Raw genomic sequence first — 21,871 nt, forward strand, 5'->3', positions numbered from 1 at the left:
ATCGGCCTCAACATTGACGGATGCGCCACTCCGCGCTCAATGGCGCTTATCATGCGCATTATCCGGATCATTGCGCATCCAATCGGCCAGCTTTGCGAGATTTTCGCGCAGGCTTTCGCGTATGCCGACGTCTTCGATCGTCGCATCCAGCGCGCCGTTGATGCACAGCATCCAGGCGTCGCGCTCGGCCGGACCGATGCGCAAATGGCCATGCCGCATGCGCAGGCGCGGATGCCCCTTCTTGGCGGAATAATCCTTGGGGCCGCCGAGCCATTCGGCCAGATACACCTTCAAAATGGCGCGCGTCGGTCCAAGATCGTCCGCGTGAACGGCGCGTATGCCGCGCGCTTCCGGTAGTTCGTCCATGTTGCGGTAGAAGGTTTCGACGAGCCGGTCGACCGTGTCGAAGCCGCCGATGCGATCGTATATGGATACGGTATAGTCGATAGTGGTCGTCGTCACGGACTCGAGCCTCAGTGATAACTTACGGTAATGGGCCGCGCCCAATGGCGTGCGTGAGCCGCTTTGGCGATCACGCGATAGGCCGCGTCCGCTATGGCGCGCCCATATTCGTCGGTGCCTGTCCAAGTCGAGGCGCGCCCGCGCGGATCGACCTCGACGAGTTTCACATTTTGCGGCACGACGACCCCGTCGCGCGCAATGCCGCGCAGGAAGCCGTCCATCGGCGAAAGGACGCGGTGACCGTCGAGGAGGCCAAGGAGGTAATCCTTGAAGATTCTGGCGCCAACGTCGAGCGGCGTGCGCCAAACGCCATCTCGGGCGGAATAAACGAAACGGCCGCGGCCAACGCCGCCAAGATAGCGTGGAACATGGTCGTTGGGCCGAGTTTCGCCGGTTTCGACGAGGTCGCCGGCGTGGTCGGGATGCGTCTCGATGGCGATGTCGCAGTTCAAGCCGGCGGCGAAATGCGGGCCGAGGCCGATGGCGAGATTGGCGATCTTGCGCAGATTGGTCGTCATGCGGTTCTTTTGCATTCGCGCGTCGATCAACACGTCAGGCGTGCGGAGCGCGAGGAGATCGGTCAGTTGCAGCGAGGTCACCGCGACGACGCCGGTTACCGTCAACACCCGTACGATTTCCAGCGCAGTCTCGCTGCGGTAGCCCTGAATGCCGTCGACCTCGGCGCGATCTTGGAATAGAGCGTCGTGGAACGACATGCCGCGCCGAATGACCGGCGGGTAAGGGTCGTGACTGAGCACGACGCGGTAGCCCTCCCGCGTCAGACGCGCCGCAACTGCCGAAGCAATCTCATTCGCGCCCAAAACGATCACGAAGGGGGCGCTTCGCTTGGACAGAAATTCGCAGAATCGCACGTGTGTCATCGTCCCCCCGCGCCCCAGCGAAAGCAAGACGCACGCCAGCGACTGAAGCGACGCGCGTCTTCGCTGCGTCGCCGAATGCGCTACAAAGCCACGTAAACGAACTTCCCCGCCTTCAGTCCGGGATAATTCTCGCGCAAGGCGTTCGCGATCTTTCCGACGAGCGTCTTGTCGGCGGCGGCCGAGGCGCCGACGAAATCAGTTCCCTGCATCCAGGTTTCGAAGAAACAATGCAGCGTCTCGTCATAATCGGCGCCGGTGGGATTGGCGGTCTTGTCGCTAAGATCGGCGACTCCCGCGGCGCTGACCTCGAGGCGCCAGTCGCGGTCGTCTTCGACGGACCCCATCAGCCTGGCGAGATCTTCATTCGTCCACTCGGTCTTCAGATCCACCGCCATGCTCGCCCACCTTCCTTGCGTGATCGCGGTCTCGCAATATGCGGACCAGCGTTGTTCAGGGTTCTGCGAAGATCGGCGCGACGCCTTCGGCGTCGATATAGACGACGCCGTCTTCGATCCGCACCGGATATTCGGCGAGCGGCGTCGCATGCTCGTGGGTGGGTTGACCGCTGTTCATGTCCCACGACCAGAAATGCAGCGGACAGGTCAGCGTCGTCCCATCGAAATCGGCGTCCGCCAAGGGAACGTTGGTGTGCGGACAGACTCCCTGAAACGCCTTTACGACGCCGTCTTCCGGCCAGGCGAGAACGATGAGTTGCGCGTCGGCGATGACCACGCGCATTCCGCCCTCCATGAGGGTGTCTTCCTTGCAGACGCGAACAAACATGAAGGCGCTCCGTGCTGCTGGCTGCGAATTTGCATCGACGGCGAGCAAGATTCGAGCCGTGACCGACGGGAGGCGACGCCGTGCATAACAAGCGCTTGGAGGCGTTTCGCAATGATCCGGGCGGCGCCTGGACGCCCGCCGATTTTGAAATCACCGCCTCGCAATATGCGATCAAGTTCCGCAAGGTGACGGGAACGCATGTCGTGTTCACGCATCCTTCCGTGCCCAATTGCGTCGCCATCCCCATGAAGGCGAAGGTGAGAAGCGTTCACGTGAAGGCCTTCGTCGCGATGGTGGACCTCATGGATGAGTTAGACAAATGAGCGAGGCGCCCGTCTATCGAACCGAGCTGGGCCGCGGACCGCCAGAGGAGGGCGGCTATTACGTGCTGTCGTATCCAGAGATTCCCGGCTGCTTTGGCGTCGGCGGCACCGAGGCGGAGGCGGTGGAGGATGGGCGCCGGGCGCTGATCGCCGTGCTCGATGCGCTAAAGGCCGTCGACCGGCCGCCGCCCGAGGCGCGGGGGGAGAGCGCGTGAGGACGGAAAATCATGGTTCCGACACGGCGGCGCTGCAGGAGTCTGCGGGATGCGTCAACGCTGTGCCGGCGCTTTCCGTTCCGATGGGGTTCCGGCTTTTGGCGCTGCGTTGCTATCACAATGATCCTGATCCGCCTGCCTTCGCCTGGCTCAATCAGCGCATCTTTCGCACGCCCGACCGCATGGGTCGGCACGGGCTGTTCTTTGGCGCCGCCTTTCGGCCGGAGATCATGGATTGGCTGATTGCGCGCGTCGGCCGGCCGTCGTCGCGCGAGAGCGGCAAGCCGCAGCGCAATCCCGACTGGCCAAACATCATCTGGCGTAGCACGGAACGGGCGTGGCCCGACGACACGCGCACCACGGAATGGTCGATCGAGGTCGTCTTTGCGAGCGCGGATGTGGCGAACGCCTTTCGCGAGCGCTGGCGCGAGCGACTGTCCGGCGGATTCGACGACTGAATCTGCTACGCCGCATGCGCCGTGTCGAGGCCGCGGAAGATCGCGCAGCGGCGGAAAACGGCGACGCTCGGCGGCACATTCTTCTGGTGGCAGAACTTCGCCGTGAGCTTCGCCAACCCCTTTATGTCGCGGCCCGTGGCGGCGGGGAAAATCTCGACGAGGTCGTCGATGAGCGCGTCATCGACTTTGAGCGCGAATTGCTCGGTCATCACGCGCCAGATCCGGCGCTTCGCGTCAGCGTCGGGCGGGTTGTATTTGATCAGCGCGATGCAGCGCGAGACGATCGCCTCGTCGATGTCGTCGACGCGGTTCGTCGTCAGGAAGAGCAGACCATTAAAATATTCGAGCACGCGCAGGAAAACGCCGACGACGGCGTTCATGGCGATGTTGTCGTCGCGGCGCTTGATGTAGACGTCCGCCTCGTCGATCAGCATCACCGCTCCCCAGCGCTGAGCGCGCGTCAAAATCTCTTTTAGCGCCGTCTCCATCGTCCCGACATTGAGGCCCAGTTGCCCCGAATGCACGCGGTACAAGGGACGCTGGATGATTTCTGAATAGACTTCCGCCGTCAGCGTTTTGCCAACGCCGGGCGGGCCGGCGCAAAGCACCGTGGTGCCGCCGGATTTGCCCTGGACGATGTCATCCATCAGCACGTCCATTTCGGCGGTCAGAATGTCGATGAGATCCGTCTGCTCCTCCGGCAGCACCAGCTTGCTCTTCAATTCGGGCTGATAGCGATATAGCCGCATCTCGTCGACATGCACCCAGACGTGATGATGCAGATCGAGATGAAACATCAGAATGTAGGGATGCACGGGAACTTGCGTGAAGAGTCCCGGCGGAATTTGTTCGCGCAGCTCGGCGATTTCGTCCTCGCCGGAGAAATTGTTGCTCTTTCCCGCCTTGCGCAGGAAGTGCCCGAGCACGTCGCCTGGCGCCTCCAGCGTCAGGTTGCGCGCCGAGAGCACCGCCTCGTCGTTGACGAGGCGCGCCTCGCCGCCGCTCGTCGAGAGCACGATGACGTCCTTGCGCGTCCAGTCCGTGTCGCGATGCGTGGCGTTGGGGTCTTCGGCGTGAAAGCCGGAGCCCTTGCCGGAAAATTGCGCGCCATAGCGGCCGCGCCAATCGAAATAGGTCTCGCTCGCCGCGTCGAAGGCCTCGATCAAGGCCGGCGTTTCGCGCAGAAAGCCTTTGGCGGCGAGGATTTCGCTGATTGTTTGGCCGACGATGTCGGGCGCCATGATGCGCATGAGATTGGTTTGCAGCGTGCCCTTGGCGTTGGCCTTCAGTTCCACCAGGATCTTGCCGGCCTCGTCGTTGGAAGTCGGCACATAGTCGAAACGCGTCACGACATAGGGCAGCGCCTTGGCGGCGACGCTGGCTGTGAACAGCCAGCCGCGTAGCGCGTCGGTCGTCATGTATTTGACCAGCGCCGGCAATACGTCTTCGAGATCGCCGGCTTCGAAGCGCTTGCCCTGCGACTCCAGCGCCGAGCGCAGCGTCGCAAGCTGCGCGGCTCTGGCGCGCAATTCGGGACCCGATTGCTGATACAGCTCCTCGAGGAAATCGAATTCGGCGCCGGAGAGATGCGCAAGATCGAGTTCAACTCTGTCGCCGAAGCGCAGTTGCGACGAGAGCCCCGAATGGGCGGGAAAGCGCGCAATCAGCGCCTCGACATGCGGTCTTTCGATTTGGATGTTCATGTTCGCTCGCGCATCTCTTCGGGGTAGGCGGGGAGCGTCAGCATGCGCGGGTCTTCCAGCGCGGCGCCGACGGTGAAGTGGTAGACGTCCTGAAAGGCGTATTGCTCTGGCGACAGACCGAGCATCGCGTGGATCTCGTCGTCGAAGAAGCAACCGATCCCCGTGCCGGAGAGGCCGATGGCGCTGGCCCAGAGATAGAGCGCCTGGCCGATCGCGCCGGCCTCCCAGTGCAACCGGCGATAGCCGAAGCCGCCGTCCTCCTGAAGCGTGCGATCGAAATCGGCGATCATCGCGACGGCGAAACAGCCCTTGCCGGCGATCGCCTGTCGGCAGGCGTTCATGCTCGCCTCGCGTTCGACGGCGCCGCGCCGCAGACGAAAAAGTTTAAGCGGCCCGATCTCGATCGGCGTCCAAAGCAACGCCAGCGCCGACATCTCGCGCAGCCGCGCCGTTGTTTCGGCGTCGCGCTGCAGCAGATAGAGACCCGGCTCCACGCCCTCGACGCGATGCACGAAGAGCAGCAGATTCAGGCGCGGCGGCCAGGGGTAAGGCGCCAGGCAAGGCTCGGCGCCGGGAAGCGTCGACGTCAGCATCGCGCAAAACGCCTCCTGCGAGAGGCGGGCGATCCCGTCCATGCGTTGCGCGCTGCGCCGACGCCGCACCACGCGCCCGATGTCCGGCAGCGGGAACGGGAAGGCGGGTTTCGGCGCCATCCGTGACAAGGGCTCCACTGTCGGCGTGTGCGGCTTGACGCAGAACCGCGCCGCCCGGTCAACGAGCGGCCAGCCGTCGTGATCTTCGCTCAAGCGATTGGCCGCGCCCGTCCACGTTCGCGGCGCGCGCGCAAGGTTGGAGACGTCGATGGCGGGGGGGGCGTTCCCATCAGCGGCGATCCACAAGAGCGCATCAGGATGTTCTTCTTCGCGCCGATGAGAAGCGTCCGGCCGATCGAGTCCGAGCAGCGCCGCGACGTCGGCGTCGCCCGGTTCGCACAAAAGATGCGCGCGCCAGCCCAGCGCGGCGGCGGCCTGAGCGGCGGCGCCGATCGCATGGCCGACATCGAGTTGGCAATAGCGAAACGCCCGCTCGCCATATTTCCAGCTCTCGCGCCAGGGGACGGAACTCAGACCAAGCAGAAAGCCGCCCTCGGGCAGAACCAGCGGCGTTTCAAAATCAGCGCGCCGCTCCAGCGCATGATCTTCCTGCGCGTAGTGATAAAGCGCGGCGGTCTCGCCGAGTCCCTCGGCGGCGTTGGCGAGGAGATAGGTTTCGGTCGGATGCAGATTGCCGGACGACGGATTGTTGCGAAGCGCCCACGTCGAGCCTTCGTAACTTTTCCAGGCGCTGATCCCGAAGCCGAGCTCCAGGAACAGGCCGAGCGCCATGCGGTCGAGCGGCGCGGATCGCAGCGCCGGGCCGGGGAAAGGCGCGGTCTCTTCGCGATCGCGTAACGGCAGTTCGATCCGCGGCGCGCCGTCGAAGCGCCGGAAAGGCGAAGGCTGCGAGGTCCAGTCGAGAAAGGCCGGCCCAAGCGCATAGCGCGTCGGGGCATGTTTCGTGCGCCGGTGATAGCCGCGGATGTCGCTTGGCAGAGCGTCGGCGTCCTGCGGGCGTTCTTTCAGGCTCTGAATTTCGGTTTCGGCGTCAGCCATGCGGCCTCCTCGTCGACTTCTTAATTCAAGAAGGGCGCCCAGTTTTGTGGGTTGAGAATAGCCAACGAGATCAATGACCTCTACAGGCCCGGGAAGGAGTGCGCCCAGATAGCGAGGAAGAATGTCGCACAAGACCGCGACGACAGTGGAGACGCAACGCGGGGCTTTTGGCCGATAGGTGACATTGTCGGTTCGCCGCGGCTCGGGTCTGCGGCGACCCCAAGGGTATGCTTCTTGCTACTTTCTGCGCTCTGTTCCGCATCTTGATCGGACGACGCGATGGACGAAACTCTGCGTGAAGTGATTGTGGCCAAGAAGAGCGAGGAGGCCCACAATATGGCCTCGTTCGAACTGGTCGATCCCACCGGTGCTGAACTGCCGACCTTCTCGCCTGGCGCGCATGTCGACGTCACGCTTCCCGGCGGTTTGGTGCGGCAATATTCCTTGTGCAACAGCGCCACGGAACGCCATCGCTACGTCATTGGCGTGTGGAACGACGCCAACAGTCGCGGCGGCTCCAAGGCGCTGCATACGCAGGTGAATGTCGGCGACAAATTGCAGGTGGGCTTGCCGAGAAATCGGTTTCGCGTGCCGCGGCAAACGAAGCGCGCGATCTTGATGGCGCGAGGCATCGGCGTGACGCCGATCCTGAGCATCGCCGACCATCTCAAGCGCCAGGACATTCCCTTCGATCTGCACTACGTCTACGCAATGATGTCGCCGGGTTCATTCAGCGAGATGATCGCGACATCGAATTTCGCGGAGAATTCGAAATTTTATTTTGAGGCGAGCGAGCTCAATCAGCTGCTCAATCCAGTGACACTTCTGCAGGACCAACCAGAAGAGACGCAGCTCTTCATCTGCGGCGTGGATTGGTGGCAGGATCCGATCATCCACCTCGCCGAGCAGAAAGGTTGGGCGAAGGAGCGGATTCACGTCGAAAGATTCACCGCGAAAGTGCCGCCCGCTGTGCTCGACAAGGTCTTCGAAGTCAAGATCGCCAGCACCGGCGCCGTTTATAAAGTCCCCGGTGACAAGACCGTCACGGCTTTCCTCGAGGAGCAGGGCGTGAAGATTCCGACGTCCTGCGAACAGGGCATGTGCGGAACCTGCAAGATCCAGGTCATCGAAGGCGAGGCGGACCATCGCGACAAGCGTCTCTCGGATCAGGAAAAGGCGGACGGCTTTTTCCTGGCCTGCGTCTCGCGCGCCAAGAGCGACCTGCTGGTGCTGAATTTGTAAGGCTGCCGGCGGGCGCTCTATGGCGTAGACGCGGCCCATCGCACACCCTTGATCGTTGCGCCTGACCGCGCTAGTGTCTACTTATGTTGACACTAGCTGAGCGACCCCGCTTGGCGGCGGCCACCGGGAGGAAGCCCCGCGCCGTCGTGATCGGCAGCGGCTTTGGGGGCCTTGCCGCCGCGATCCGGCTGGGCGCGCGCGGCTACAGCGTCACCGTTCTGGAAAAGCGCGATGCCCCCGGCGGCCGCGCCTCTGTCTATCGTCAAGATGGATTTACGTTCGACGCCGGGCCGACGATCATCACGGCGCCCTTCCTTTTCGAAGAGCTTTGGACGCTCTGCGGGCGCCAGATGGCCGACGATATCGAATTGCGGCCGATGTCGCCCTTTTATCGCATCCGTTTCGACGACGGCGCCTGCTTCAACTACAGCGGCGATATGGATGCGATGCGGGCCGAGGTCGCCCGCTTCTCGCCGCAGGACGTCGACGGCTTCACGCGCTTCATGGACAAAAGCCGAGAGATCTGTCGCATCGGTTTCGAAGAGCTTGGCGATGTTCCGTTCTCGTCGCCGCTCGACATGGCGCGCATCGCCGGCGATCTCATCCGCCTTCAGGGCTACCGCAGTGTCTATGGGCTCGTGTCGCAATTCTTTCGCGACGAGCGGTTGCGCACAATCTTCAGCTTCCATCCGCTGCTCATCGGCGGCAGCCCGTTCCGCGCCAGCGCGATTTATTGTCTGATCGCGGCGCTGGAAAAGCGTTGGGGCGTGCATTTCGCGATGGGCGGCACGGGCAGTCTGGTCTCTGGTCTCGTCGGTCTTATTGATCGCCAGGGCGGCGAGATGCGCTGTAATGCGGAGGTCGGCTCCATCATCGTCGAGAAGGGCGTCGCCAAGGGCGTGCAACTGGCGTCTGGCGAGCGCATCGACTCCGACATCGTGGTTTCGAACGCCGACTCAGCCTGGACCTATCGCTATCTTTTGCCTGCTTCCGCTCGGCGTCGGTGGAGCGATCGCAAGCTCGATCGCGCCAGCTATTCGATGGGACTCTTCCTCTGGTATTTCGGCGTGCGGCGCAGATATGAGGACGTCGCGCATCATACGATTCTGCTCGGGCCGCGTTATCGCGAGCTGCTGAAGGACATCTTTCACCACAAGACCCTCTCCGAAGATTTCAGCCTGTATCTGCATCGGCCAACGGCGACCGATCCGTCGCTGGCGCCGCCTGGCTGCGATACGTTTTACGTTCTTTCGCCCGTGCCCAATCTCGAAGGCGGCCAGGACTGGTCAGCGCTCGCGGAGCGCTATCGCCAGAACATCGCGCAGGCGCTCGAAGCGACGATCCTTCCGGGTCTCACTTCGGACATCGTGACGTCGCGCGTTGCGACTCCGCTGAGTTTCGAAGCGGAGCTCAACGCCTTCCACGGCGCAGCCTTCGGACTGGAGCCGATACTGACGCAAAGCGCTTGGTTCCGCCCGCATAATGCGAGCGAGGACGTGCGCAATCTTTTCTTGGTCGGGGCGGGCACGCACCCCGGCGCCGGACTGCCGGGCGTTCTGTCGTCGGCGCGGATACTCGACAAGGTGGCGCCCGATGCTTCCGTCTTCGCCTGACCCCGCGCTTGCTGCGCGAGAGGATTATGCCGCCTGTCGTGAAGCGATCAGACAGGGGTCGCGTTCTTTCTTTGCGGCCTCGTTGATCTTGCCGAGCCGCGTGCGCGCGCCGGCCTATGGTCTTTACGCCTTCTGTCGTCTCTCGGACGACGCCGTCGATGTCGAAGGCGGCTCCTTTTCCGCCTTGGAACGGCTGCGGGAGAGATTGGCAGGCGCCTATGAGGGCCGTCCCAATCCCGTCGCCGCGGACCGCGCTATGGCGGATCTCGTGCGCCGTTACGCCATTCCGCGCGCCGTGCCGGAGGCGCTGCTTGATGGCCTCGCATGGGACGCCGAAGGGCGCCGCTATGAGACGCTCGATGAACTCTTCGATTACGCCGCGCGCGTCGCCGGTACCGTCGGCGTGATGATGACGTTGATGATGGGCGTGCGCGAACCGCAGACATTGGCTCGGGCGTGCGATCTCGGGATCGCCATGCAACTGACCAACATCGCGCGCGACGCCGGCGAGGACGCGCGCGCCGGCCGGCTCTATCTGCCGCTTTGCTGGCTGCGCGAGGCGGGCGTCGATCCTGAAGGGTTCCTCGCGCGCCCAAACGCAACGCCGGCGCTCAAAGGCGTCGTCGCGCGGCTGCTATGCGAAGCCGACGCGCTCTATGCGCGCGCGCGGCGCGGCATTGCGCAACTTCCGCTTCCATGCCGGCCCGCCATTCTCGCCGCCGCGCTGCTTTACGCCGAAATCGGGCGCGAACTCACGTCGCGCTACGCGCTCGATTCGATCACGCATCGCGCGCGCGTCGGCGGCGCTCGAAAGCTTGCGCTGGTTGCGAGGGCCAGCATCGCATCGCCCTGGCTTTCAGACGGTGCGCCATTAGCGCCGCTCGACGCCGCGATGTTTTTGATCGAAGCAGTTGCGCGGCATCCGGTCCGCCCGCTGCGCGAGGCGGACGACGGCGCCCTGCCGCAGTTTCTGCGCGTGCTCGAAATGTTTGAACGTTTGGAGCGGGCCGAACGCTATGGCGACTAGCAGATGTTTGATGACTACTTCGGTGTGGTCGAACTGGTATTTTCTTTCGGCGTAGTGATCGGCCTCTGCGTCTGGCAATTGTGGTCGCTGGAGAAGGCAAGAAAGCGCCTGCGCGACGAACAGTCGAAGCCTGACGAGAGAGGCTGATCTTGCGCGGCGTCAGGCGCGGCGCGGCATCCGGAACGGCAGCATCAGCCGGATGAGCGGATTCGCGAAGCGATCGAGCGACAGGCTCTCGTTCACCCAATGGATCGTTTCGCCCCGAAACTTCGCCGCAACAAGCGAGCGGGAATAGAAGGGCGCGTCCTCGAAGCTGCGCAGCGCCTGCGCGACTCCATCATCGGCGCGCGTGCGGCGTTGGACGCGCCATTTCGTCAAAGGCAGCGGCGCGAGGGGCGGAGGGTCGAGCGTCTCCATCTCGCCCGATGCGCTGAATCGCAAGGCGAGCGACAGCGGAGCTTCGCGGCGTCGCTCGGCGTCGTAGAGGATTGCGGCGTCGTCGCCGATATTGGCGCGCGACCATGTCCAAAAAGCAAAGGCCCTTTCGAGCGGCTCGTCGCCGGCGTTCGTGTCGAAATAGCCGTGGCCTTTCCAGCGCAGGTCTGGCGCATCGAGATCAAGCGACACGCGCGCAACGGGCGCGATCGGCCGCCAGATATGATTGCCCTTGCTCTCCAGCGAGAATTCCTTCGTGTTGATCGCCAGAGGCTTCACAACAATTTCGCCGCGGATCGGTTTGGGCAGGGGCGCCGCAATCTCGTTGACGCGAATTGTCAGCGCGCCGTCGCGCCATTCCAGCGAGCTCGGTCCGATCAAGAGAACGTCGCGCGTGCGTTTGAGACTTTTGCGGCCACGTTCGGTCATCGCCCAGCGCGCGCCGCGCGGGCCATAAAGCGCGACATTGACGGCGCAATGATTGAAGGGGTCGGCCCATCCCGACCAGGCGTAATAGGGCGAGAAGACGCTGCCGATGAAGGCGATGACTGTCACACCGTATTCGCCATCATCGCTCAGCGCATCGACATACCACCAGCGATAGCCGCTCGGCGCAACGGCCGCGTCGAAGCAAGGTCCGCCATCAGACTCTTCGCAGCGAGACGACCCGAGATCGCCGCCATCGGCACGCCCGGGCCCGGATGCGCGCTGCCGCCCGCGAGATATAGACCCGGAAGAAGCGTGCGCGACCCCGGCCGCGTGAAGGAGGCCATCCAGCCGTGCGACGCCTGGCCGTAGATCGCTCCGCCAGTCGCCGGGAAGAGCTGCGCGAAATCCCTGGGCGCCGTGCGCGTGATCGCCTGCCGCGGCGCCTGGATGTCGAGACCACAGTGGGCGAGAAATCGAAAGGTCCTTTCCTCGCATTGGCGTAACTCCTCAGTCGAAAGTTCTCCTGCGCCATCGACGGCGGGCGCGTTGACAAGCGCGAACAACCTTTCAGCGCCTGGACGTGAGTCGTCGTCGCCGCGATCCTGCGCGCACACATAGACCGTCGGCGCGCGGGGCAGTCGTCGATCGCGGAAGATGTCGTCGAATTCGGCGCGGTAGTCGCGCGAGAAGAACACATTGTGATGGGCGAGGGGAAAGCCGCGAACCCGCGCACGCATGGCGAATGTCACGGCCGAAAGCGACGGCTGCGCGCGCGTCGCGCTGTTCAGCGCGGCGATCGCGGGCGCGCCGAGAAGTCCCGCGCGCAGCGCGCCGGCGTCGCCGTTCATCACCACCGCATCGGCGCTGATGATCTCGCCCTGGTCGGTCTCGACGCCCGTGGCGCGCCCGCCCTCGACGAGAATGCGTTTTGCGCTTTGTCCATAGAAAATCCGCGCGCCGCGGTCGCGAGCGAGATCGGCAAGCGCGACGGCGAGTCGATGCATGCCGCCTTCGACGCGCCAGACGCCGTCCATCTCGACATGCGCGACGAGCATCAGAGTCGCCGGCGCCAAAAACGGCGACGAGCCGCAATAGGTCGCGTAGCGCCCGAACAGCTGGCGCAGCCGCGGATCGCCAAAATATTTGCCGAGTTCATCCCACATCGACGCAAAGGGCGAAATGCGCGTGAGATTGGCAAGGCCGGAGACGCCGGCGCGGCGCACGAGATCGATTGGGCTCGGCCGTTGCGCGAGAATGAAGGAGTCGCGCAGCGTCTCGTAGATGCCGCGCGCGCGCGCGCAGAAGCGCGCGAAACCTTCGGCTTCTCTTTTGCCGGCGAAAGCGTGGATGGCGTCGAAACTGCGCGCCGGATCGGCGAAGAGATCCAGCCTTTCGCTTTGGCTCCAAGCGTGGCGCGCAAGCGTCTCCAGGCGAAGCAGCTTTACGCGATCGGAAAAATCGGCGTCGGCGTCATCAAAGATTTGATCGAAGACCCATCGCATTGTCATGACCGTGGGCCCAGCGTCGAGCGCTACGCCGCCCGCTTCGATCTCCCGCATCTTGCCGCCGGGAGACTGCGCGCGCTCGAGCACGGTGACGTCGAAACCGCGCGCCGAGAGCAACAGCGCGGAAACGAGCCCGCCGATGCCAGCGCCGATGACGACGACGCGATGCGTTCTCATTCGATTCCATCCTGACCGCAGACAGCTGCGCACGAGCGTCGCGCCACTGCATCGCCACGTCGGAAAAAGAGTTGATCGAACTTCCAGCTTGTGTCAATCTATATTGACATAAATGAAGACCACGAAACATTACATAGCGGAGGCGGGCCATGCAAATTGCCGACCGTATCGAACAGGCGCTCGACCGCGCCGTGGCGCTGGCGCAAGGTCCCGGCGCCCCGCCGCTGCTGGCGTCGGCGCTGCGCTACGCCGTATTTCCCGCAGGCCACCGCATCCGCCCTCAGCTTTGCCTTGCCGTGGCCGGCGCCTGCGGCGACGCCGATCCGGAGTCGGCCGACGCCGCCGCGGCGGCGATCGAACTTTTGCACTGCGCCTCGCTCGTCCACGATGATCTGCCCTGTTTCGACGATTCCGCCCTGCGTCGCGGCAAGGCCTCTGTCCACGCCGAATATGGCGCGCCCCTCGCAGTGCTGACCGGCGACGCGCTCATCGTTCACGCCTTTGCGACGCTTCGGCCGGTCGCGGCGCGCGACCCCGCCCGGATGGCGACGCTTCTCGGCATCGTCACGGAGGCGGTCGGATCGCCCGGCGGCATCGTCGCCGGGCAGGCCTGGGAATGCGAAGTCGCCGTGCCGCTCGCCGATTACCAGCGCGCGAAGACTGGCGCGCTGTTCGTCGCCGCGACGCGTGCCGGCGCGGCCGCCGCCGGCGTTGACGCCGAGCCCTGGCGCATGCTCGGCGACAAACTCGGCGAGGCCTATCAGGTCGCGGACGATCTGCGCGACGTGCTGTGCGACGCTGACGAACTCGGCAAGCCCATCGGCCAGGACGCCGTGCGCCTGCGCCCCAACGCGGCGGCGCAGCTCGGCGTCGGCGGCGCCAAGGCGAGGCTCGAGGAGCTGGTCAGGGCCGCAGTGGAGTCGATTCCCGATTGCCCCGGGGCCGCGGATCTCCGCATGCTGATCAAGGCGCAAACGGCGCTGTTCTTTCCCAAACAGCTCGCCCGCGAGGCCGCCTGAGCGGCCCGCCGATGTCGGCCGCATTGCATCCTGCGCCTGGCGGTCGTGCCGCCTGGCGCGAACGCTGGCTCAACTGGCGCAACGGCCTCGTCGCCGACCCGCGATTCCAGCGCTGGGCGGCGGTCTCGCCGTTCACGCGTTTCATCGCCCAGCGCCGCGCCAAGGCGCTCTTCGACCTTTGCGCCGGCTTCGTCTATTCGCAGATCCTGCTCGCCTGCGTGCGGCTGCGCCTCTTTGAGACGCTCGCGGCCGGCCCGCAGGATGTAAGCGAGATCGCTTCGCGGCTCCCTCTCTCGCCCGAGGCCGCGCATCGGCTGCTGCGCGCCGCGGCGTCCCTCAAGCTCTTGCGCGCGCTGCCTGGTGATCGCTTCGCCCTCGATGATCTTGGCGCCTCGATGCTCGGCAATCCTTCGGTCGCCGTCTTTGTCGAGCATCACACGCTGCTTTACGACGATCTGCGCGACCCGGTCGCGCTGCTGCGCGGCGAAACGGCGACGCGGCTCTCGGCATTCTGGCCCTACGCCCAAGGCGCCGCCGGGGATGAGGCGGCGTGCGGCGCCTATAGCGAGCTGATGGCGCGCTCGCAAAAGCTCATCGCGCAAGACGTGCTCGACACCTATCCGCTCGGCCGCCACCGATGTCTGCTCGACATCGGCGGCGGCGAGGGCGCCTTCCTCTCCGTCGTCGCCGCCCGCCACCCGGCGCTGCAGCTGAAGCTCTTCGATCTGCCGCCGGTGGCTGCGCGAGCGCGCCGCCTGCTTGCGTCGCAAGGGCTGTCGCGGGTCGAAATCCACGCCGGCAGCTTTCTCGAAGCGCCGCCGCCTCAAGGCGCCGACGTCGTCACGCTCATTCGCGTCCTGCATGATCACGACGACGACAAAGCCCTTGCCGCGCTGCGCGCCGCCTACGCGGCGCTGCCGCCGGGCGGAACGCTGCTCGTCGCCGAACCTATGGCGCAGACGCCCGGTGCCGAAGCGATCGGCGACGCCTATTTCGGGTTCTATTTGCTGGCGATGGGCAGCGGCCGCCCCCGCCGCCGCGCTGAAATGATTCAGCTTCTCCAAGCCTCTGGTTTTGAACGCATTCGCCTCCTCAAATCGCCGCGTCCGCTCTTTGCCAGCGTTCTGACCGCGCGCCGAGTGTAATATTTACTTGACGTTTTATTCTGTCTTTATAAACTGACAGAATGTCGGGGTAGGTTTACGTCGCCCCAAGCGCATGCCGCGAAAGGCCGATGAAATTGGAAGCGCTCGCCATCGTCCTTGAAGAGCCCGGAAGGCTGGCGCTCAGCCGCTTACCGCTCGACGCGCCCGGCGCCGATGACGTCGTGGTCGAAACCGCCTGGAGCGGAATCAGCACCGGCACCGAGCGGCTCCTCTATAGCGGGCGCATGCCCGACTTCCCGGGGATGGGCTATCCGCTCGTCCCCGGCTACGAGACCGTCGGCGAAATCGTCGAAGCGGGTCCTGACAGCGGCTATAGCGTCGGTCAGCGCGTCTTTGCGCCGGGAGCGACCTGCTACGGCGCCGTTCGCGGACTGTTTGGCGGCGCCGCCTCGCATCTTGTCGTTAAAGGCGCTCGCGTCGCCGCTATTCCCAGAGAGCTTGGCGACAGAGGCGTGCTGCTTGCGCTCGCAGCGACCGCGCAACACGCGCGCGGCGACGTCGCGGCGCAAGGCGCCGAGCTCATTGTCGGACACGGGGTCCTTGGACGGTTGCTCGCGCGTCTTTCCGTCGCCGCCGGCGGCGCGCCGACCGTGTGGGAGCGCGACCCGCAACGCGCCGAAGACGCAGAAGCCTATCTCGTGACGACGCCCGAGGAAGATGCGCGCCGCGACTATCGCGTGATCTATGACGTCAGCGGCGATCCGACGATCCTCGATGCTCTCATCGCGCGTCTCGCGCCTGGCGGCGAAATCGTTCTCGCCGGCTTTTATGAGCGTCCCCTCGCTTTCGCCTTTCCGCCCGCCTTCATGCGCGAGGCGCGCCTGCGGGTCGCGGCCCAGTGGCGCCCCGGCGACCTCAAGACCGTCATTGATCTCGTCGAAGACGGACGCCTTTCGCTCGAAGGGCTGATCACGCATCGACGCTTCGCGCTGCAGGCGCGAGACGCCTATCCGATCGCCTTCGACGATCCGCGCTGTCTGAAAATGGTTCTCGATTGGAGAGCGGTAGCATGAATGACGCGCAAGGCTTTCTCACCGCCGACGAACTCGCCAATCCGCCCGCGCATCTTCTGCGCGAGGAAGCCGCAATAGAACCAGATCCGGCGCCGACGACCGCGACCAAAGACACACAAATCATCGCGATCTACGGCAAGGGCGGCATCGGCAAGAGCTTCACCCTCGCCAATCTCTCCTACATGATGGCGCAGCAGGGAAAGAAAGTGCTGCTCATCGGCTGTGATCCAAAGAGCGACACGACCTCGCTGCTGTTTGGCGGACGCGCCTGCCCAACGATCATCGAAACATCGACAAAGAAAAAGCTCGCAGGCGATCAGGTCGCGATCGGCGACGTCTGCTTCAAGCGCGACGGCGTCTTCGCCATGGAGCTCGGCGGGCCGGAGGTCGGACGCGGTTGTGGCGGACGCGGCATCATTCACGGTTTCGAGCTTTTGGAAAAGCTCGGCTTCCATGAATGGGGATTTGACTACGTTCTGCTGGACTTCCTCGGCGACGTGGTCTGCGGCGGCTTCGGCCTGCCGATCGCGCGCGACATGTGCCAGAAGGTCATCGTCGTCGGCTCGAATGATCTGCAGTCGCTCTATGTCGCCAACAATGTCTGCTCGGCGGTGGAATATTTCCATAAGCTCGGCGGCAATGTCGGCGTCGGCGGCCTCGTCATCAACAAGGACGACGGCACCGGCGAAGCGCAGGCCTTTGCAAAAGCCGCCGGCATTCCGATTCTGGCGTCAATCCCGGCCGACGACGACATCCGCCGCAAGAGCGCGAATTACGAAATCATCGGCCGTCCCGATGGACGCTGGGGCGCGCTGTTCGCCGAACTCGCCGCAAATGTCGCAGACGCGAAGGCGCATCGTCCGACGCCGCTGACGCAGGACGAACTGCTCGGCCTTTTCTCCGGCGAAGCCGTCGGACGCGACGTCGTGCTCGAGCCTGCGACGCCGCAGGACATGTGCGGCGGAACGCTGACGCAAAAACCCTCTCTCGAAGTCGTCTACGAAGCGATCTGAGGGAAGCGAACGATGGATAATCTCGGCTCCAACACGGTCGCTCTCGACACGGCGAATGATGTCGCCGCCGCGGCGCTGCAGACGGATGGGCTCGGCTGTCATGCAGGCAAGGAGAGGCTGCGTTCCGCCGCCGAAGCCGCCGGCATGAGTGACACGCTCGGTCAATATGCGAAAGACTATCCGCAAGGCCCGCATGATCAGCCGCAGAGCATGTGTCCCGCCTTCGGATCGCTCCGCGTCGGCCTGCGCATGCGCCGCACGGCGATGGTGCTTTCAGGCTCGGCCTGCTGCGTTTACGGCCTCACCTTTACGTCGCATTTCTATGGCGCGAAACGGACCGTCGGCTATGTGCCGTTCAATTCCGAGACGCTCGTCACCGGCAAACTGTTCGAGGACATTCGCGACGCGGTTCACGCCCTCGCCGATCCTGAGACGTATGACGCAATCGTCGTCATCAATCTCTGCGTGCCGACGGCGTCGGGCGTGCCGCTGCGCCTCCTGCCGAAAGAGATCAACGGCGTGCGCGTTATCGGCATTGACGTGCCGGGCTTTGGCGTGCCGACGCATGCCGAGGCAAAGGATGTGCTCGCCGGCGCCATGTTGCGTTTCGCGCGGCTCGAGGCGGAGCAGGGACCCGTTCAGGCGCCTCGCGCGCCTCGCGCGGGCAAGCCGACCATCTCCTTGCTCGGCGAAATGTTCCCCGCCGATCCGATGCAGATCGGCGCGATGCTGGATCTCATGGGCCTCGCCGCCGGCCCGGTGACGCCGACGCGCGAATGGCGCGAACTTTATGGCGCGCTGGATTGCGCCGCGGTCGCCGCGATTCATCCGTTCTATGCCTCCTGCGTGCGCGAATTCGAAGCCGCCGGGCGCGCCGTGGTGGGCTCGGCGCCCGTCGGTCACGACGGAACGGCCGCCTGGCTCGAGGCGATCGGCGCAGCTTGCAACGTCGCGCGCGAAACAATCGACGCGGCGAAGAACCGTCTGCTGCCCGCAATAAAAGGCGCCCTGTCAGCGGCCCCGATCTCCGGACGCGTGACGCTCTCCGGCTATGAAGGCTCCGAGCTGCTCGTCGGACGCCTGCTCGTCGAATCCGGCGCCGATCTTCGCTATGTCGGCACGGCCTGTGCGCGCACGCGCTTTTCCGAGGCCGACCGCGACTGGCTCGAAGCGAAAGGCGTGCATGTGCAGTTTCGCGCCTCGCTCGAACAGGACTTCGCCGCCTTCGACGAATTCAAGCCCGATCTCGCCATCGGAACGACGCCGGTGGTGCAGAAGGCGAAGCAGAATGCGACGCCGGCGCTCTATTTCACCAATCTCATCTCCGCACGCCCGTTAATGGGAGTCGCCGGCGCCGGTTCGCTTGCAAAAGTCGTCAACACGGCGATCGCAAATCGGGCGCGCTTCGACGAAATGAATGACTTCTTCGAAGGCGTGGGCAAGGGATTCGCGGCCGGAGTCTGGCAGGACGTTCCGCGGGACCGTCCCGAGTTCGCTAAGAAGCAGCGCGCGAAAACCGCGGCGAAGCCCATCGAGGAGATGGGCGCATGCTAGTCCTCGATCACGATCGCGCCGGCGGCTATTGGGGCGCCGTCTATGTCTTCACGGCGATCAAAGGCCTGCAGGTCGTCATCGACGGTCCTGTCGGCTGTGAAAATCTGCCCGTCACCTCGGTGCTGCATTACACCGACGCCCTGCCGCCGCATGAGCTTCCGATCGTCGTCACCGGACTGTCCGAAGAAGAACTCGGGCGCCACGGCACCGAGGGCGCGATGAAACGCGCCCACGCGACGCTTGATCCCGATTTGCCGAGCGTCGTCGTCACCGGCTCGATCGCCGAAATGATCGGCGGCGGCGTGACGCCCGAAGGCACCGGCATTCAGCGCTTTCTGCCGCGCACGATCGACGAGGATCAGTGGCAGTGCGCCAATCGCGCGATGAGCTGGCTCTGGAGCGAATATGGCCCGAAGAAAGGCAAGGCTCCGAAGCGCAAAGCGCGCGCAGCCGGCGAGAAGCCCCGCGTCAACATCATCGGCCCCTGCTACGGCGTCTTCAACATGCCGTCCGATCTTGCGGAAATGAAGCGGCTCGTCGAAGGGATCGGCGCCGAGATCAACATGGTCTTTCCGCTTGGCAGCCATATCGCCGACACGCCGAAACTCGCGGACGCCGACGTCAACATCTGCATGTATCGCGAGTTCGGCCGCCATCTTTGCGAGGCGCTGGAGCGTCCATATCTCCAGGCGCCGATCGGGCTGCACAGCACGACGAAATTTCTGCGCACGCTCGGGCAGGAACTGGGTCTCGATCCCGAGCCGTTCATCGAACGCGAGAAACACACGACGATCAAGCCGCTGTGGGATCTGTGGCGATCGGTGACGCAGGATTTCTTCGGCGCCGCCACATTCGGCATCGTCGCGAAAGAGACCTATGCGCGCGGCGTGCGGCATTTCCTCGAAGATGAAATGGGTCTGCCCTGCGCCTTCGCCGTCAGCCGGCGCCCGGGCGAGAAGACCGACAACGCGGCGGTGCGCAAGGCGGTGAAGGAGACGCCGCCGCTCGTTCTCTTCGGCAGCTACAATGAGCGCATGTATGCGGCGGAAGCCGGCGGACGCTCAATCTATATTCCGGCGTCCTTCCCCGGCGCGATCATCCGGCGCCATGCCGGCACGCCCTTCATGGGTTATTCGGGCGCCGTCTATCTCGTGCAGGAAGTCTGCAACGCGCTGTTCGATGCGCTCTTCAACATTCTGCCGCTCGGGACTGAGCTCGACAAAGTCGAGCCGACTCCCGCGCGGCTGCATCGCGAAATCGCCTGGGATGACGCCGCGAAATCGATGCTTGACGATCTCGTGGAAGCGACGCCGCTGCTGGTGCGCATCTCTGCGGCCAAACGCCTGCGCGACGCCGCCGAACGCGCGGCGCGCAGCGCCGGCGACGACATGGTGACGGCGGCGCGCGTCGAACGCGCCCGCGATTTGGTGATGGAAGGGCGGGGCGCATGACGCAGCGCAGACCGACGCCGGTGAAAACTCTCGTTCTCGCATGGAAGGAGAAGCCATGAGTTCCGCGATCTATTCGACGCCCGATTTTCGCGCGACCGAATTCAAATTCCAGCTGCTGCTCGGCGTGCTGTTCCCGGCGTTCCTTGTCGCGACGGCGGCGCAGCGCCTTTTGCAGCGCGCGCGCAGCCATGGCGAAGCGCCGCACCCATCGACCGCGTCGGTCGTCGCCGAAGCGCGCGAGAACATGCTGATCGTGATCTCCTACGCCTTGATCGCGCGCGCCATGTTGCAGAGCTTCGCCCGGGAAAGCCGGGCGGAACGCCTGTCGTGACTTTCGGGTTGCGATGCTACCGCCGCGTAAGGCGTGCGCGGCAATTCTAACGGAGGTCAATAGATGGCCATCGAGAGAGAAAGGAGTTCTCTGTCAGGTCTGACAGAGCCGGAGGCTATGGAATTTCATAGCCTCTTCGTCAGGAGCTTCCTGATCTTCACCTTCATCGCGATCATCGCGCATGTGCTGGTGTGGTTCTGGCGGCCCTGGTTGCCGGGTCCGAAGGGCTACGCTCTGCTCGACGGCGTGACGAACGCCGCTCATGCGGCGCTGTCGCTCCTCGGCTGATAGGAGATCGGCATGCACAAAGTATGGCTGCTTTTCGATCCGCGTCGCACGCTGGTCGCGCTCTTTACCTTCCTGTTCACGCTGGCGCTGCTGATTCATTTCATTCTGCTCAGCACCGACCGCTTCAACTGGCTGGAAGGACCGCGTCCCGCGCGCACAGGACAGATCGAACAGACGATTCCCGGCGGCCCGCCCGCCGCATTCGGCTGATCGGTTCGACGCACATCACGCGCTGCGGACGGACGCGTTTCGCTTCCGCCCGCGGACGCAGACAATTTGACTGGCATCCGAGGGAGGCGCGGCCATGGCCCTGCTGAGTTTCGAGCGAAAATATCGCGTGCGCGGCGGCACGCTCATCGGCGGCGACCTCTTCGATTTCTGGGTCGGCCCGTTTTACGTCGGCTTTTTCGGCGTGACGACGATCATCCTCTCGGCGCTGGGCACGGCGCTGATCATCTGGGGCGCGGCGATGGGCCCGACCTGGAACATCTGGCAGATCAACATCGCCCCGCCCGATCTTAAATATGGTCTGGCGCTCGCGCCGCTGAAGGAAGGCGGGCTCTGGCAGATCATCACCTTCTGCGCAACCGGCGCTTTCATTTCATGGGCGCTGCGCCAGGTCGAAATCTGTCGCAAGCTCGGCATGAACTATCACGTGCCCATCGCATTCGGCTTCGCGATCTTCGCCTATGTGTCGCTCGTCGTGATTCGTCCGCTACTGCTGGGCGCCTGGGGCTTCGGCTTCCCCTACGGCATCATCAGTCATCTCGATTGGGTGTCGAACACCGGCTACCAGTATCTGCATTTTCACTACAATCCCGCGCATATGATCGCGGTGTCGTTCTTCTTCGCGACATGTTTCGCCTTGTCGCTGCACGGCGCGCTGGTGCTATCGGCGACCAATCCCGGCAAGGGCGAGGCCGTGAAGACGCCCGAACACGAAGACACCTTCTTCCGCGACTCGATCGGCTACTCCATCGGCACGCTCGGCATTCATCGGCTCGGCCTGTTTCTGGCGGTGTCCTCCGCATTCTGGAGCGCGGTGTGCATGATCATCAGCGGCCCGTTCTGGACTCGCGGCTGGCCCGAGTGGTGGAACTGGTGGCTCAATCTTCCCGTCTGGCGCTAACG

Annotated in this window: 25 protein-coding genes; 17 read left to right on the top strand and 8 right to left on the bottom strand. The window is 64.3% G+C overall.

The window, feature by feature from the left end; translation table 11 throughout:
* Nucleotides 1–36: 36 nt before the first annotated feature.
* From A3OO_RS0105365 to A3OO_RS0105380, 4 genes are all read right to left on the bottom strand, one after another.
* Nucleotides 37–462, bottom strand: coding sequence for a group II truncated hemoglobin (locus tag A3OO_RS0105365; RefSeq protein ID WP_018406806.1), 426 nt, complete (start codon nt 460–462; stop codon nt 37–39).
* Nucleotides 463–473: 11 nt separating this feature from the next.
* Nucleotides 474–1,343 (bottom strand): xanthine dehydrogenase, encoded by an 870-nt coding sequence (locus A3OO_RS0105370; RefSeq protein WP_018406807.1) that lies wholly within the window; start codon nt 1,341–1,343, stop codon nt 474–476.
* 80 nt (nt 1,344–1,423) lie between these two features.
* Complete coding sequence (locus A3OO_RS0105375) at nt 1,424–1,738, bottom strand: hypothetical protein (RefSeq protein ID WP_018406808.1); 315 nt, start codon at nt 1,736–1,738, stop codon at nt 1,424–1,426.
* A gap of 55 nt (nt 1,739–1,793) precedes the next feature.
* Nucleotides 1,794–2,126: a monooxygenase system ferredoxin subunit gene (locus tag A3OO_RS0105380; protein WP_018406809.1), complete on the bottom strand. Its 333-nt coding sequence runs from the start codon at nt 2,124–2,126 to the stop codon at nt 1,794–1,796.
* A gap of 80 nt (nt 2,127–2,206) precedes the next feature.
* Here A3OO_RS0105380 and A3OO_RS0105385 point away from each other — a divergent pair, with 80 nt between their 5' ends.
* From A3OO_RS0105385 to A3OO_RS0105395, 3 genes are read left to right on the top strand one after another with little or no spacing between them, the layout of a single operon-like run.
* On the top strand, nt 2,207–2,449 hold the full coding sequence (locus tag A3OO_RS0105385) for a hypothetical protein (protein WP_018406810.1): 243 nt from the start codon (nt 2,207–2,209) through the stop codon (nt 2,447–2,449).
* Nucleotides 2,446–2,664, top strand: coding sequence for a type II toxin-antitoxin system HicB family antitoxin (locus A3OO_RS0105390; RefSeq protein ID WP_018406811.1), 219 nt, complete (start codon nt 2,446–2,448; stop codon nt 2,662–2,664). The genes A3OO_RS0105385 and A3OO_RS0105390 overlap by 4 nt, the downstream gene beginning before the upstream one ends.
* Complete coding sequence (locus A3OO_RS0105395; protein WP_018406812.1) at nt 2,661–3,122, top strand: hypothetical protein; 462 nt, start codon at nt 2,661–2,663, stop codon at nt 3,120–3,122. The genes A3OO_RS0105390 and A3OO_RS0105395 overlap by 4 nt, the downstream gene beginning before the upstream one ends.
* 5 nt (nt 3,123–3,127) lie before the next feature.
* Here the strand turns inward: A3OO_RS0105395 and A3OO_RS0105400 are convergent, their stop codons facing one another.
* Together A3OO_RS0105400 and A3OO_RS0105405 are read right to left on the bottom strand one after the other, a co-directional pair.
* Nucleotides 3,128–4,825 (bottom strand): ATP-binding protein, encoded by a 1,698-nt coding sequence (locus tag A3OO_RS0105400; protein ID WP_018406813.1) that lies wholly within the window; start codon nt 4,823–4,825, stop codon nt 3,128–3,130.
* On the bottom strand, nt 4,822–6,477 hold the full coding sequence (locus A3OO_RS0105405; RefSeq protein ID WP_018406814.1) for a SagB/ThcOx family dehydrogenase: 1,656 nt from the start codon (nt 6,475–6,477) through the stop codon (nt 4,822–4,824). Before A3OO_RS0105405 ends, A3OO_RS0105400 begins: the two co-directional genes overlap by 4 nt.
* A 279-nt stretch (nt 6,478–6,756) precedes the next feature.
* On the opposite strand from A3OO_RS0105405, the gene A3OO_RS0105410 reads away from it, so the two are divergent.
* From A3OO_RS0105410 to A3OO_RS23480, 4 genes are all read left to right on the top strand, one after another.
* The gene (locus tag A3OO_RS0105410; RefSeq protein WP_018406815.1) at nt 6,757–7,719 is read left to right on the top strand and encodes a PDR/VanB family oxidoreductase; all 963 of its coding nucleotides are present in this window, start codon (nt 6,757–6,759) and stop codon (nt 7,717–7,719) included.
* 83 nt (nt 7,720–7,802) lie between these two features.
* Nucleotides 7,803–9,332 (top strand): phytoene desaturase, encoded by a 1,530-nt coding sequence (locus tag A3OO_RS0105415; protein ID WP_026222716.1) that lies wholly within the window; start codon nt 7,803–7,805, stop codon nt 9,330–9,332.
* Nucleotides 9,313–10,359 (top strand): phytoene/squalene synthase family protein, encoded by a 1,047-nt coding sequence (locus tag A3OO_RS0105420; RefSeq protein ID WP_018406817.1) that lies wholly within the window; start codon nt 9,313–9,315, stop codon nt 10,357–10,359. The genes A3OO_RS0105415 and A3OO_RS0105420 overlap by 20 nt, the downstream gene beginning before the upstream one ends.
* 3 nt (nt 10,360–10,362) lie before the next feature.
* On the top strand, nt 10,363–10,506 hold the full coding sequence (locus A3OO_RS23480; protein WP_018406818.1) for a hypothetical protein: 144 nt from the start codon (nt 10,363–10,365) through the stop codon (nt 10,504–10,506).
* Between the two features lie 12 nt (nt 10,507–10,518).
* Here the strand turns inward: A3OO_RS23480 and A3OO_RS0105430 are convergent, their stop codons facing one another.
* The gene (locus A3OO_RS0105430; protein WP_018406819.1) at nt 10,519–11,349 is read right to left on the bottom strand and encodes a hypothetical protein; all 831 of its coding nucleotides are present in this window, start codon (nt 11,347–11,349) and stop codon (nt 10,519–10,521) included.
* A gap of 20 nt (nt 11,350–11,369) precedes the next feature.
* Nucleotides 11,370–12,905, bottom strand: a complete 1,536-nt coding sequence (gene crtD / locus A3OO_RS0105435) for a 1-hydroxycarotenoid 3,4-desaturase CrtD (RefSeq protein ID WP_018406820.1) — start codon at nt 12,903–12,905, stop codon at nt 11,370–11,372.
* 149 nt (nt 12,906–13,054) lie between these two features.
* Between crtD and A3OO_RS0105440 the strand changes: the two genes are divergently transcribed.
* The 10 genes from A3OO_RS0105440 to pufL all read left to right on the top strand — a co-directional run bounded on the left by A3OO_RS0105440 (nt 13,055) and on the right by pufL (nt 21,869).
* Complete coding sequence (locus A3OO_RS0105440; RefSeq protein ID WP_018406821.1) at nt 13,055–13,924, top strand: polyprenyl synthetase family protein; 870 nt, start codon at nt 13,055–13,057, stop codon at nt 13,922–13,924.
* Nucleotides 13,925–13,935: 11 nt separating this feature from the next.
* The gene (locus A3OO_RS0105445; RefSeq protein WP_018406822.1) at nt 13,936–15,069 is read left to right on the top strand and encodes a methyltransferase; all 1,134 of its coding nucleotides are present in this window, start codon (nt 13,936–13,938) and stop codon (nt 15,067–15,069) included.
* A gap of 95 nt (nt 15,070–15,164) precedes the next feature.
* On the top strand, nt 15,165–16,103 hold the full coding sequence (bchC, locus tag A3OO_RS0105450) for a chlorophyll synthesis pathway protein BchC (protein ID WP_026222718.1): 939 nt from the start codon (nt 15,165–15,167) through the stop codon (nt 16,101–16,103).
* Nucleotides 16,100–17,116: a chlorophyllide a reductase iron protein subunit X gene (locus A3OO_RS0105455; protein WP_018406824.1), complete on the top strand. Its 1,017-nt coding sequence runs from the start codon at nt 16,100–16,102 to the stop codon at nt 17,114–17,116. The genes bchC and A3OO_RS0105455 overlap by 4 nt, the downstream gene beginning before the upstream one ends.
* Before the next feature lie 12 nt (nt 17,117–17,128).
* Complete coding sequence (gene bchY, locus A3OO_RS0105460) at nt 17,129–18,670, top strand: chlorophyllide a reductase subunit Y (protein ID WP_018406825.1); 1,542 nt, start codon at nt 17,129–17,131, stop codon at nt 18,668–18,670.
* On the top strand, nt 18,664–20,121 hold the full coding sequence (gene bchZ / locus A3OO_RS0105465; RefSeq protein WP_018406826.1) for a chlorophyllide a reductase subunit Z: 1,458 nt from the start codon (nt 18,664–18,666) through the stop codon (nt 20,119–20,121). The genes bchY and bchZ overlap by 7 nt, the downstream gene beginning before the upstream one ends.
* A 55-nt stretch (nt 20,122–20,176) precedes the next feature.
* Entirely contained in the window at nt 20,177–20,452 is a 276-nt protein-coding gene (locus tag A3OO_RS0105470; RefSeq protein WP_156824761.1) for a hypothetical protein, read from the top strand.
* Nucleotides 20,453–20,515: 63 nt separating this feature from the next.
* A complete protein-coding gene (gene pufB / locus A3OO_RS0105475) occupies nt 20,516–20,740 on the top strand; it encodes a light-harvesting antenna LH1, beta subunit (RefSeq protein WP_026222719.1) in 225 nt (74 codons plus the stop codon).
* Between the two features lie 12 nt (nt 20,741–20,752).
* Complete coding sequence (pufA, locus tag A3OO_RS21165; RefSeq protein WP_018406829.1) at nt 20,753–20,950, top strand: light-harvesting antenna LH1, alpha subunit; 198 nt, start codon at nt 20,753–20,755, stop codon at nt 20,948–20,950.
* Between the two features lie 94 nt (nt 20,951–21,044).
* The gene (gene pufL, locus A3OO_RS0105485) at nt 21,045–21,869 is read left to right on the top strand and encodes a photosynthetic reaction center subunit L (protein ID WP_018406830.1); all 825 of its coding nucleotides are present in this window, start codon (nt 21,045–21,047) and stop codon (nt 21,867–21,869) included.
* Nucleotides 21,870–21,871: the final 2 nt, after the last annotated feature.

This window comes from Methylocystis rosea SV97 (assembly GCF_000372845.1).
GTDB lineage: Bacteria > Pseudomonadota > Alphaproteobacteria > Rhizobiales > Beijerinckiaceae > Methylocystis > Methylocystis rosea.